Consider the following 11,535-nt stretch of genomic DNA (forward strand, 5'->3'; position numbering starts at 1 on the left):
GTCAGCCGGCCAGGAAGTTGGGCAGGAACATGACGATCTGCGGGAACACCACCAGCGTCATGGTGAAGATGATCATGATCAGCAGGTACGGCAGCGTCACCTTGGCGAGATAGGACAGGCTGTCGCCGGTGATGCCCTGGATGACGAAGAGATTGAAGCCGACCGGCGGCGTGATCTGGGCCATCTCCACCACCAGCACGATGAAGACACCGAACCAGATCGGGTCAAAGCCGGCCATCTTCACGATCGGCAGCACGATCGGCAGCGTCATCACGATCATCGAGAAGCCGTCGAGGAAGCAGCCGAGCACGAGGTAGAAGACCACGAGCGCCAGCATGAGCTGGAACGACGTCAGCCCGAGCCCCTGGACGAAAGCGGCAACCTTGGCGGGAATGCCGAGGAAGGCAGCCGCCGAGCCGAGGATGGAGGCGCCGAGCAGGATCAGCGCGATCATGGAGCAGGTGACCACCGAGCCGATGGCGATCTGCCGGGCAGCCTCCCAGGTCAGCGAACGCTGGGCGAGAGCGACGATGGCGGCGCCCAGAACGCCGACGGCGGCGGCTTCGGACGGCGTCGCGATGCCGCCATACATGGAGCCGAGGACGCAGGCGATGAGGAAGAGGGCCGGCCACAGGTCCTTCAGCGAGGCGAACCGCTCACCCCAGGAGAGGTTGCGCAGCGCCCTTTCGCTCTCCGGAACGAGATCCCGGCGCAGCGTGGTGTGGATCATCACCCAACCCATGAAACAGCCGGCGAGCAGCAGACCGGGGATGAGGCCGGCGGTGAACAGCTTGATGATCGAGACGTCGGCGAGAACGCCGTAGATGATCAGGATGTTGGACGGCGGAATGAGGAAGCCCAGCGTGCCGGCGCCTGCCAGGGACCCGACGGCGATGTCGCGCGAATAGCCGCGCTTTAGGAGTTCGGTCAGGGCGATGCGGCCGACGACCTGCGTCGTCGCTGCCGACGAGCCGGAGATTGCCGCGAAGATGGTACAGCCGATGACGTTGACGTGGATGAGCCGGCCCGGCAGGAGCCCGGCCCAGGGGGCGAGGCCGGTGAACAGCGAGCGCGACAGGTTGGTGCGGAACAGGAGTTCACCCATCAGGATGAACAGCGGCAGGGCCAGCAGTTCCTGCGTCGTCAGGATGTTCCAGGAATACTGCGACACCAGCCGGTAGAGCGGGATGTCGCGGAAGATCGCCAGCAGGATCGTCCCGGTGACGCCGAGCGTGAGGCCGATCCACAGCCCGCCGGCCAGGAGGCCGAACAGGATGACGAACATGACGATGACTTCGACGGCCATGACGGCTCCGCTCGGCAGTAGAAAGGGGTCAGGGCGACGCGGAGGCCGCTATTCGACGGGGTTGGAGGCCCGCATGGACGGATCCTCGAGCGGCAGGTCGAGCGCCGCGCGAATGGTGCGCGCCAGGAACTGCAGTGCCAGCAGCGCCATGCCGAAGGTCACCAGCGCCATGGGCGGCCAGACGATGGTGCCCGACGAGATGGAGACCTGCCCGCGCGCATAGGAACTCCAGGTGAACATCACCATGGCCACCGTCAGGTAGCTCATGGCGGCGCAGCCGAGCGCCGACGACGTCACCTCGAGGATCCGCTTGAACACCGGCCCGGCGTTGCCGACCAGAAGGGTCACGCGGATATGGCCGCCGCCGCGCAGGGTCATGGCGGCGCCGAAGGTGAAGGCGGCCGCCATCAGGTAGGACGAATATTCCCAAGCGTTGGGAACGACGCCCGGGCCGATGCCGAAGAAGTTCGACGCCGCCCGCGCGATCACCTCGGCCAGCATCAGGCAGGTCAGCGCCAGAAGGCAGAGGGCGCCGACCCAGCCGTCGAGACGGCCGAGCCGGTCGATGCCAGCGAGAAACCACCGGATGCCCGACGGCGCCCCGGCATTGAGATCAGTGTGGGGTACCATCGGGCCGTTCCGGTCAGGAGCGCTTGACTTCGGCGAGGTAGGCCTCGATCGGGCCCTTCGCGGCAGGCACGCGCTTGATGTAGTCCTGCACCATGCTGGCGGTGCGGCGGCGCATGTCCGCCATCATCGGCGCCGGAATGTCGACCACCTCCATGCCGCCCTGCTTGAGGCGGGCGAGGCTGTCGGTGTCGGCCTTCACCGAGGTCGCCCAGAACTCCGGCTCGAGCTTCTTGGCGACGGCTTCGATCGACGCGCGATGGTTCGCCGGCAGCTTGTTCCAGGCGTCCATGTTGACGTTGACCATCTGGCACGACCAGACGTGGTTGGTCGGGTAGACGTACTTGAGGAACTCCCAGAACTTGCCGTCGACGCCGGAGACGGCGGAGGTCGACACGCCCTGGACGGCGCCGGAGGCCAGCGCCGGGATCGTCTCGCCCCAGGGGATGACGACGCCGGTCATGCCGAGCGCGTTGACCATGTCCTGCGCGCCGCGATCCGGGCAGCGCACCTTCTGGCCGGCGAGGCCCGCCAGCGAGTCCGCCTTCACCTTGAGGTGCAGGTACTGGGTCGGCCACGGCACGATGTAGAGGTTCTTCTGATTGTTGTTCTGCACCACGCGCTCGAACACCGGGCGAATGTGCTTGTGGTAGATGCGCAGCTCGTCCACCGAGCCGACCAGGAAGGGAATGCCCTCGGCGCCGAGGATCGGCTCGTCGCCGATCTGCTGGATGTTCAGCACGTCGGCGATCGGCACCAGACCGTCACGCACCGCGCGCAGGTGCTCCGGGCCCTTGAAGCCGAGCTGGCCACCGGCCTTCACCGTGATGTTGACGGCGCCGCCGGTCGCGGCCTTCACCTCGTCGGCGAACTTCTTGGCGTTGATCGTGTGGAAGTTGCCGTCAGGCCAGACGGTCGAGAGGTCCCAGTTGGCAGCCTGGGCGCGCGCCACCGTCGGCGCGGCGAGAAGGCTCGTTCCGGCGAGGCCGGCGACGAATTGACGGCGATCGAACATTGGCGGAGCTCCTGGTTCCTGTCTCTGGATGGTCCGCCGTTCGCGGCGGTCGGGCTTGGCGCCCTTGTCGGGATTGGACCGCTGTTTGGCCATGTTGACAAGGCCGAAATCCGTGCAGCGCGAGCCTGGAACACGCGCATCTGGAACGCCTGCCATGCCGCCGCTTGCCGGCGATCGTTGCTGGACGATCCCGCAACGGGACCTTTGTGTCAACATCATGTTGACGTTTTGTCGTCGTTTTCTCTGTTTGATTTCGACGAAGAGTCGCGGCAGTCTGACAGGCCGTGCTGAATGCACAGCTTCGAGGTCTGTCGATGACGCCTCCTTCCAAGCTCGGCCCCATCGTCTCGTCCGCCCACCTGGCCTCGGGCGAGCTGCCGGCCCTGTCCGAATTCGAGTTCGGCATGATGATGGTCAGCCATGCCTTCCACCGCTGGACCGTGCGCTGCGCGGCGGCGGGCGGTGCTCCCGGCCTGTCGGCGCTGGAGAACATGATCCTGCACACGGTCTATCACCGCGGCCGGCCGAAGCGGCTCGCCGACATCGCCCTCGTGCTCAACGTCGAGGATATGCACCTCGTCACCTATGCGGTGAAGAAGCTTGAGAAGGCGGGGCTGGTGAAGGGCGAGAAGATCGGCAAGGAGAAGGCCGTCTCGGTGACCAAGAAGGGCGCCGAGGCCGTCATGCGCTACCACGAGGTGCGCGAGGCCCTGCTGATCCAGAGTGTCAAGGCCTTCGGCACCGACCCGGAAGTGCTCAGCCGCATCGCGACCGAGATGCGTGCCCTCTCCGGCCTCTACGACCAGGCGGCGAGAGCGGCCGCCAGCCTCTAGGGCCGGCGGCCGGACGCGTCAGCCGCCATAGGCCTTGGCGCCCTCTGCGCTGACCAGCCCCTCGCTGACGTCCTTCGCCAGCTTCGTCCGGTCGCGCCTGGAAGGATCGCCGATGCCGCCGCCGCCCGGCGTCATCACCACCAGGCGGTCGTCCGGCGGAATGAGCTGGAAGCCTTTGCCCTTCAGCACCTTGCCGGATTTCAGCGAGACTGCGCCGGCGGCGCCGTCCTTGCCGCCGTCGCGCCCGCGCGGCGGGTGATCGATACGGTCATAGGCGGCGAGCAGGTCAAAGGGCTTGCCGATGCGGCTGCCGACCTCGATGACCTGGCCGAGGCCGCCGCGCGTGGTCCCTGCCCCGCCGGAATCCTCGCGGAACTCCTTGCGCCAGAAGATCAGCGGCGTGATCGATTCGGCGATCTCCACCGGCGTGCCCTTGACGCCCGACGGATAGGCCGTCGCCGACAATCCGTCCTTCATCGGCCGGGCGCCGGTGCCGCCGTTGGAGGTGACGGCCATCATGAACCCGTAATTGCCGAGGCCCGCCTCGTCGGTCTGGCCACGGACGTTGAGGTTCCACAGGCAGGACGTGCCCTCTGCCGGGACGCGGTCCGGCACCGCCTGGCGCAGGGCGCCGAACACCACGTCGGGCAGCATCTGGCCAATGATGTGGCGGGAGGCGACCGGCTTCGGCTTCAGCGCATTGACGATGGAGTTCTCCGGCGCCGAGACGGTCAGAGGGGCCAGCGAGCCCGCATTGTTCGGGATGTCCTTGCCGACGATGCAGGCGAGACCGAAGACCGTATAGGCCGTCGTATAGGCGAGCGGCACGTTGATGCCGCGCTTCGATGCGTCCCCCGTGCCCGTATAGTCGACATGGATGCCGGACGGCGTGACCTCGACCGTGCAGGCGAGCGTCACCGGCTCGTCGTAGCCGTCGACCGTCATGGTGTTGGACCACTTGCCCTTCGGCAGCTCCGCGATGGCCTCCAGCACCGCCGCCTTCGACCGGGAGAGGATGTGCTCGGAGAGCACGTCGAGGTCGTCGAGGCCGAACTCCTCCATCATCTCCGACAGACGCTCGCAGCCGACGTCGTTGCAGGCGGCGAGCGAATAGACGTCGCCCTCGGTGTCGATCGGCAGGCGCGTATTGGCGCGGATCATCGCCATCAGCGTCTCGTTGAGCTGGCCCTGGTCGGCGAGCTTGAGGAGCGGGATGTAGAGACCCTCCATGAAGACGTCCGTGCCGTCGGGCCCGAAGCCGATGCCGCCGATGTCCATCAGGTGGCTGGTGCAGGAGAACAGGCCCACCAGCTTGCCCTTGTGGAAGGCCGGCGTCGTCAGCACGAAGTCGTTGAGGTGGCCGGTGCCCATCCACGGATCGTTGGTGATGTAGATGTCGCCCTTCTTCATCGTCTCCACGGGGAAGACGCGGACGAAGTGCTTGACGCTCTCGGCCATGGAATTGACGTGGCCGGGGGTGCCGGTCACCGCCTGGGCCAGCATGTTGCCCTCGCGGTCGAAGACGCCGGCGGAGAGGTCGCCCGCCTCGCGCACGATGGGCGAGAAGGCGGTGCGCAGCAGCACCTGCGCCTGTTCCTCAACCACCGCGATCAAGCGGTTCCACATGACCTGCAGTTCGATGTCGGAAAGCTTGCTCATGACGGTCACTGTCCCTTCGCGGTGGACTTGCGGGCGGTGAGGACGAGGCCGAGGCCGCCGTCGATCTCGGCGTCGAAGGCGGCGGTCACATAGGTCGAGGTGCCGGCCTCCACGACGATGGCCGGGCCCTCGATGCGGGCGCCGGGCGCCATGGCGAGGCGGTCGTACATCGGCACCTCAACCGTCTTGCCGGCCTTGGCGTCGAAGACCGGGCGCATGCCGATGGGCTTGGGGCCCGCGGCGGCCGCGGGCGTCGCCAGCAGCGGCGGGCGCGCCGTGTCGGTGGTCACCAGCAGCGACCAAGAGAGGATCTCGATGGCGGCGCCGGGAATGTGGCGGGCGAAGAGCTGGCGGTAACCCGCCTCGAAGTGCTCCCGCATGGCCGGAATGTCGGCCTCCGCCAGCGGGCGGTTGGGAAGGGCCACGGCGATTTCGTGCCCCTGCCCCGCATAGCGCATGAAGGCGGTGCGGGTCTCGGTCAGGGCGCGGTTGCCGGCGGCGGCGCTGGCGAGCTCCGTCGCCTCGGCGCTCATGGCCGCGAGCAGCCGGTTGGCCTCCGCGAGGTCGAACTTATCGAGCCGCATGAACTTCGAATGGACCAGTTCATAGGCCGCCGGGGCGCGCAGGAAACCCACCGCCGAACCGACGCCGGCATCCGCAGGCACCACCACGCGGGCGATGCCGAGCTTCTCGGCAAGGCGCGCGGCGTGGAGCGGAGCGGCGCCGCCGAAGGCGACCATCGTGTGGTCGGAGACCACGACGCCGCGCTCGACCGAGTGGACGCGGGCGGCGTTCGCCATGTTCTCGTCGACGATCTCGGCGACGCCGTGGGCGGCCATGGCCGTCGAGAGGGACAGGGGCTTGCCGACGCTGGCGTCGAGCGCCGCATCCGCCTTCTCCGGATAGAGCGTGATGGCGCCGCCGGCGAAACGCGCCGGCTCGATCTTGCCCAGCGCCACGTCGGCGTCGGTGACGGTCGGCAGTTCGCCGCCGCGGCCGTAGCAGGCAGGTCCGGGAACGGAGGCGGCAGAATCGGGTCCGACGGTGATGCGCTTCAGCGTGTCGACCCGCGCGATGGAGCCGCCGCCCGCGCCGATCTCCACCATCTCGATGACGGGGATGCGCACCGGCAGGCCGGACCCCTTCATGAAGCGCGACTGGCGGTCCACCTCGAAGGTGCGCGCCTTGTAGGGCGTCGCGTCGTGGATGAGGCAGATCTTGGCGGTGGTACCGCCCATGTCGAACGACAGGACCTTGCCCTCGCCGCGCTCTGCGGCGATGTGGGCGGCGAGGATGGCGCCGCCGGCCGGGCCGGATTCAACGAGGCGGATGGGAAAGCGCGCGGCCGTCTCCAGCGTCGCCAGCGAGCCGCCGGAGGTCATCAGATGGATGGGTTTCGTATAGCCCTCCGCCGCGAAGCGGGCCTTCAGCCGGCCGAGATAGCCGGCCATCAGCGGCTGCACATAGGCGTTGGCGACCGCCGTCGAGGTGCGCTCGTATTCGCGCATCTCCGGGCAGACCTCCGAGGACAGGGTCACGGCGATGCCCGGCGTCTCGCGGGCGAGGATGTCGCGCACACGCGCCTCGTGGGCCGCATTGGCGTAGGAATGGATGAAGGCCACGGCCACGGCCTCGACGCCGGCCGCCTTCAGCGCTCCGGCGACCGCGACGACCGCCGCCTCGTCGAGGTCGATCCAGACCTTGCCGGTGACGTCGATGCGCTCGGGAACCGTGAACCGCAGCTCGCGCGGCACGAGCTGGCGCGGCTTGTCGATGAAGATGTCGTACTGGTCGTAGCGGCCTTCGTCGGCGATCTCGATCACGTCGCGGAAGCCGTCGGTGGCGATCAGCGCCGTCTTCGCGCCCTTGCGCTCGATCACGGCGTTGGTGGCCAGCGTCGTGCCGTGGACGAAGACATCGAGGTCGGCGAAGCCGATGCCAGCCTGGGTCAGGACGAGGCGCGTTCCCTCCACCACCGCTTCCTCCGGCGCGTGGGGCGTGGTCAGCACCTTGGTGGTGAACCGCTCGTCCCCGTGCTCCAGCACGATGTCGGTGAAGGTGCCGCCGATATCGGTGGCGAGACGGGTGATGGCGGATTGGGTCATGCCTGGTGTCCGGTCCCTCGAGTCGGCCGGGGCGCTGCCGGGCAGCCCTCCGTTACCGATGCCACGACCCTTCTGACATGAACCCGCGGGTTCGGCGACAGGGACCGCGCGGGGTGAGACATTCAGGTCGGCCGGTGCCGATGTCAACGATTCATCGACAATTCGTCGTCGAAATGAAGCAGAGCGCGGGGCACCCCTGCGATGGGCGCGCAGCAATGCCGCTGCGGGGCTCGACGGCGCCGGCCCGGCGGCGCAGGCTCCGGCGCATCTGACCAATTGCCCTCCGGAGCATCAGCATGACCGCTACCCCCAAGCCCCTCGTCGAATGGGCCAAGCTCACCGCCCCTGAGCTGAACGCCATGGCCGCGGCCGGCGCGACGGTGCTGCTGCCTGTCGCCTCCACCGAGCAGCACGGGCCGCATCTCGGCACCGGTGTCGATACGACACTCTGCGGCACGGTCTGCCGCATCGCCGCGGAAAAGGCGGCGGACCGCCGGCCGACCGTCGTGGCGCCGACGCTCTGGGTGGGCATGGCCGAGCACCACATGGCCCATGGCGGCACCTTCACCCTGGACATCCCGACCTACCGGGCGGTTCTCCTCTGCCTGATCCGCTCCCTCGCCCGCCACGGCTTCAAGCGGGTGCTGATCGTCAACGGCCACGGCGGCAACATGACCGCGCTCAACGCCTTCCTTCCCGACCTCGAGCGCGAGACGGGACTGGTGGTCGCCGCGACGACCTATTTCGAACTGGCCCAGCCGGCCTTCGCCCCGCTGCTCGAGGACCAGACCAGCGTGCTCCATGCCTGCGAGGCGGAGACCGCGATGATGATGGCGGTGGCGCCGGAGGCCGTCCGCGAGACCAAGCTGGCCGAGGCGGTGGGCCCGCATTTCGGCGACCCTCGCGCCGTGCTGGCCCCGCCCGCCCAACGTTTCCGCTCCTTCGCCACCCTCACCCCCTCCGGCGTGCTCGGCGACGCGCGCAAGGCGAGCCGCGACAAGGGCGAGAAGCTCCTCGCCGCCGCCACCGACGCCCTCGCCGACCTCATCGTCCGCGGCGAGCCGTGGGAGTGAGGGTTCGGGAGTGAAGCGCTAGCGGATCTTCGCCAGCCATTTCTTGTCGAGCATCACGTGGATGCCCTTGTTGCCGTTGACGACCTGCGTCACCCGCACGTCGGCGACGAGCGACAGCAGCGCGAAGGCCTCGTCGCGGTCGAGCCCGGCCCGCGCCGTGACGAGATCGATCATCGACCTGAGGGCGATCTGCGCCGCCGTGTCGAGGTCCGGGTCGAAGGCCATGGTGAGGGCGTGGGTGGGCGTCTCGGCCATCGGCCAGGTCAGCCGCATGTCGTCGCGCGCGGTGAGCTTGAACGTCCCGATCAGGCCGGTCTCGATGGCGGTGATGCAGACTTCGCCGTCGCCCTGCGCGCCGTGGGCGTCGCCGACCGAGAAGTTGGCGCCGTCGACGAAGACCGGCAGATAGAGCGTCGTGCCCGCCACCAGCTCCTTGTTGTCGAGATTGCCGCCGTTGCGGCGCGGCGGCAGGGTGTTGACCCGGCCCCATTCCGGCGGCGGGGCCACCGCCATCACGCCGAAGAACGGCCGGTCCAGCGGGATCTCGTGGCCCCAGGGCATGGTGGCGACCTTGCGGGTCCGGTCGATACGCGAGTGGAACAGGCGCTTGGCCTTGATGTCGTCCGGCAGCGCCCCGACCAGTGGCGCGACGAAGGTGTAGCCCCAGTCGTAATGGAGGTCGATCGCCTGGATGTCGACCTGCAGCACATGACCGGCCTTCGCCCCCGCCACCGCCACCGGCCCGGTGCAGATGTGGCCCGGCAGGGTCGGCCCGCCGAAGCGCTGATGGATGGCGAGGAGCCCCGGCGGAATGCCCCAATCGGCCGGCGGCAGGACGTCCGTGCCGCCCGACATCGTCGACAGCATCACGGTCTCGCCGGAGCGGATCGTGAGTTTCGGCGCCAGCGTGGCATCGAAATAGCCCCAATGGGCGGTGTCGGCGCCGGCGTCGAGGCGATGGGTCATGGCTGCGGGTCCCCGGGAAAACCAATGGAGTGTAGCCGCTGATCCGCGCCTGCCTAGCCTCGCCTGCCGCAGTGCAGCGCAGCCGTCTGCGACGGCCTGGCGACCGCGCTTCACGTCTGCGTGGGGGTGCATCCAAAGCCCACCCGATGGCGTAGACTGGGTATCCGCGCTGGAGCCCGAACCATGCCGACACGCCGCGTCCTCCTCGCCTCCCCGCTTCTCGCCGCCCTGCCCGCGCCGCTCCGCGCCCAGGTGTCGTCCTCGGCCTATGCCTTTGCCTTCGACGGCCTCGACGGCAATCCGGTGCGCCTCGCCGACCATGCCGGGCGGGTGCTGATGGTGGTGAACACCGCCTCCTCCTGCGGCTTCACCCCGCAATATGCCGATCTCCAAGCCCTCTGGACCCGCTACCGCGAACGGGGGCTGACGATCGTCGGCATCCCCTCCGACGACTTCAACCAGGAGCGCGGCTCGGCAGCCGACATCGCCGCGATCTGCCAGGGAGTCTACGGCGTCTCCTTCCCCATGGCTTCGAAGCACCGAGTTACCGGCGGCGAGGCCCATCCCTTCTACCGCTGGGTGGCCGCCCAGCGGCCGGCCGACATCCCCACGTGGAATTTCCACAAATACGTCCTCGGGCGCAGCGGCCAGGTGGTCGGGGCTTTTCCGGCCCGTGTCCGGCCCACCGATCCGCGCATCGTCGCCCTGATCGAGGCGCAACTGGCCTCCGCCTGAAGACCGTTCGCATCCGCGCCCGACTCCTGTAAGGAGGAGGACGATGCTGATCACGTCCTCTTCAGAACTCGCCGCCGTTTGCGCGCGGCTCGCCAAGCACCCCTTCGTCACGGTCGACACGGAGTTCCTCCGTGAGACGACCTTCTGGCCGAAGCTCTGCGTCATCCAGCTCGCCAGCACGGCCGAGGCGGTCGCCGTCGACGCGCTCGCGCCCGGCATGGACCTCACGCCCTTCTTCGATCTGATGGTCGACCCCGCCGTCGTGAAGGTGTTCCACGCGGCACGGCAGGACGTGGAGATCGTCTGGCATCTGTCCAAACGCATTCCCGAACCGCTGTTCGACAGCCAGGTCGCCGCCATGGTGCTCGGCTACGGCGACTCGATCTCCTACGACCAGCTCGTCCAGCGCACCAACGGCACGCAGCTCGACAAGACCAGCCGCTTCACCGACTGGTCGAAGCGGCCGCTGAGCCCGGCCCAGATCGACTATGCCATCGCCGACGTCACCCACCTGCGCGACGTCTACGTGAAGCTCACCGGCGAACTGCAGAAGCGCGGCCGCAGCGACTGGGTCGCCGAGGAGATGCGCGTCCTCACCTCGCCCGACACCTACCGGCAGGAGCCGGAGCGCGCCTGGGAGCGGTTCCGCAGCCGCGTGCGCAAGCCGCGCGAGCTCGCCGTGCTGATGGAGGTCGCCGCCTGGCGCGAGCGCGAGGCGCAGGCCCGCGACGTGCCGCGTTCGCGTGTCCTGAAGGACGACAGTCTCTTCGACATCGCCCTCACCGGCCCGAAGAGCGTCGAGGCCCTGGGCGCCATGCGGTCCATCCCCAAGGGCTGGGAGCGCTCGCGCGACGGCATGGCCGTGGTCGAGGCGGTGCAGGCGGGCCTCGCCCGCGATCCCCGCGAACTGCCGCCCATCGACAAGCACCGCCCGCAGAGCCAGTCGCAGTCGGCGACCGTCGAGCTCCTCAAGGTCCTCCTCAAGATGGTCGCGGAGAAGCATCACGTGGCCGCCAAGGTGGTGGCGACCTCCGACGACCTCGACCGCATCGCGGAGAGCGACGAGGCCGATGTCGGCGCCCTCAAGGGCTGGCGGCGCGAACTCTTCGGCGACAAGGCCCTCGCCCTGAAACACGGCAAGCTGGCCCTCGCCATCGAGCGCGGCCGGGTCACCACGGTCGAACGCACACCGGCGGTCGTCATCGCCGAAGCCTGA

Annotated in this window: 10 protein-coding genes; 4 read left to right on the forward strand and 6 right to left on the reverse strand. The window is 68.5% G+C overall.

Going from position 1 to position 11,535, the window contains the following annotated elements; genetic code table 11:
- Window position 1: 1 nt before the first annotated feature.
- From C6569_RS07945 to C6569_RS07955, 3 genes are read right to left on the reverse strand one after another with little or no spacing between them, the layout of a single operon-like run.
- On the reverse strand, window positions 2-1,306 hold the full coding sequence (locus C6569_RS07945; protein ID WP_106748342.1) for a TRAP transporter large permease: 1,305 nt from the start codon (window positions 1,304-1,306) through the stop codon (window positions 2-4).
- Between the two features lie 48 nt (window positions 1,307-1,354).
- On the reverse strand, window positions 1,355-1,936 hold the full coding sequence (locus C6569_RS07950) for a TRAP transporter small permease subunit (RefSeq protein ID WP_106748343.1): 582 nt from the start codon (window positions 1,934-1,936) through the stop codon (window positions 1,355-1,357).
- Window positions 1,937-1,949: 13 nt separating this feature from the next.
- The gene (locus C6569_RS07955) at window positions 1,950-2,948 is read right to left on the reverse strand and encodes a TRAP transporter substrate-binding protein (protein ID WP_106748344.1); all 999 of its coding nucleotides are present in this window, start codon (window positions 2,946-2,948) and stop codon (window positions 1,950-1,952) included.
- A gap of 314 nt (window positions 2,949-3,262) precedes the next feature.
- Between C6569_RS07955 and C6569_RS07960 the strand changes: the two genes are divergently transcribed.
- On the forward strand, window positions 3,263-3,781 hold the full coding sequence (locus C6569_RS07960) for a winged helix DNA-binding protein (RefSeq protein ID WP_106748345.1): 519 nt from the start codon (window positions 3,263-3,265) through the stop codon (window positions 3,779-3,781).
- Between the two features lie 18 nt (window positions 3,782-3,799).
- Here C6569_RS07960 and C6569_RS07965 read toward each other — a convergent pair whose 3' ends face one another.
- Together C6569_RS07965 and C6569_RS07970 are read right to left on the reverse strand one after the other, a co-directional pair.
- On the reverse strand, window positions 3,800-5,440 hold the full coding sequence (locus tag C6569_RS07965) for a hydantoinase B/oxoprolinase family protein (protein WP_106750947.1): 1,641 nt from the start codon (window positions 5,438-5,440) through the stop codon (window positions 3,800-3,802).
- A 5-nt stretch (window positions 5,441-5,445) separates the two neighbouring features.
- Entirely contained in the window at window positions 5,446-7,545 is a 2,100-nt protein-coding gene (locus tag C6569_RS07970; protein WP_106748346.1) for a hydantoinase/oxoprolinase family protein, read from the reverse strand.
- Between the two features lie 296 nt (window positions 7,546-7,841).
- On the opposite strand from C6569_RS07970, the gene C6569_RS07975 reads away from it, so the two are divergent.
- Entirely contained in the window at window positions 7,842-8,618 is a 777-nt protein-coding gene (locus C6569_RS07975) for a creatininase family protein (protein ID WP_106748347.1), read from the forward strand.
- An 18-nt stretch (window positions 8,619-8,636) separates the two neighbouring features.
- Here C6569_RS07975 and C6569_RS07980 read toward each other — a convergent pair whose 3' ends face one another.
- On the reverse strand, window positions 8,637-9,584 hold the full coding sequence (locus C6569_RS07980; RefSeq protein ID WP_106748348.1) for an acetamidase/formamidase family protein: 948 nt from the start codon (window positions 9,582-9,584) through the stop codon (window positions 8,637-8,639).
- Window positions 9,585-9,767: 183 nt separating this feature from the next.
- Between C6569_RS07980 and C6569_RS07985 the strand changes: the two genes are divergently transcribed.
- Window positions 9,768-10,319, forward strand: coding sequence for a glutathione peroxidase (locus C6569_RS07985; RefSeq protein ID WP_106748349.1), 552 nt, complete (start codon window positions 9,768-9,770; stop codon window positions 10,317-10,319).
- A gap of 43 nt (window positions 10,320-10,362) precedes the next feature.
- Window positions 10,363-11,535, forward strand: a complete 1,173-nt coding sequence (rnd, locus tag C6569_RS07990) for a ribonuclease D (RefSeq protein WP_106748350.1) — start codon at window positions 10,363-10,365, stop codon at window positions 11,533-11,535.

Source organism: Phreatobacter cathodiphilus (genome assembly GCF_003008515.1).
Lineage (GTDB): Bacteria > Pseudomonadota > Alphaproteobacteria > Rhizobiales > Phreatobacteraceae > Phreatobacter > Phreatobacter cathodiphilus.

What these genes read in the sequence shown, in the direction of transcription:
- C6569_RS07945 (WP_106748342.1), bottom strand. Translation starts at nt 1,306, where the DNA reads ATGGCCGTCGAAGTCATCGTCATGTTCGTCATCCTGTTCGGCCTCCTG.
- C6569_RS07950 (WP_106748343.1), bottom strand. Translation starts at nt 1,936, where the DNA reads ATGGTACCCCACACTGATCTCAATGCCGGGGCGCCGTCGGGCATCCGG.
- C6569_RS07955 (WP_106748344.1), bottom strand. Translation starts at nt 2,948, where the DNA reads ATGTTCGATCGCCGTCAATTCGTCGCCGGCCTCGCCGGAACGAGCCTT.
- C6569_RS07960 (WP_106748345.1), top strand. Translation starts at nt 3,263, where the DNA reads ATGACGCCTCCTTCCAAGCTCGGCCCCATCGTCTCGTCCGCCCACCTG.
- C6569_RS07965 (WP_106750947.1), bottom strand. Translation starts at nt 5,440, where the DNA reads ATGAGCAAGCTTTCCGACATCGAACTGCAGGTCATGTGGAACCGCTTG.
- C6569_RS07970 (WP_106748346.1), bottom strand. Translation starts at nt 7,545, where the DNA reads ATGACCCAATCCGCCATCACCCGTCTCGCCACCGATATCGGCGGCACC.
- C6569_RS07975 (WP_106748347.1), top strand. Translation starts at nt 7,842, where the DNA reads ATGACCGCTACCCCCAAGCCCCTCGTCGAATGGGCCAAGCTCACCGCC.
- C6569_RS07980 (WP_106748348.1), bottom strand. Translation starts at nt 9,584, where the DNA reads ATGACCCATCGCCTCGACGCCGGCGCCGACACCGCCCATTGGGGCTAT.
- C6569_RS07985 (WP_106748349.1), top strand. Translation starts at nt 9,768, where the DNA reads ATGCCGACACGCCGCGTCCTCCTCGCCTCCCCGCTTCTCGCCGCCCTG.
- rnd (WP_106748350.1), top strand. Translation starts at nt 10,363, where the DNA reads ATGCTGATCACGTCCTCTTCAGAACTCGCCGCCGTTTGCGCGCGGCTC.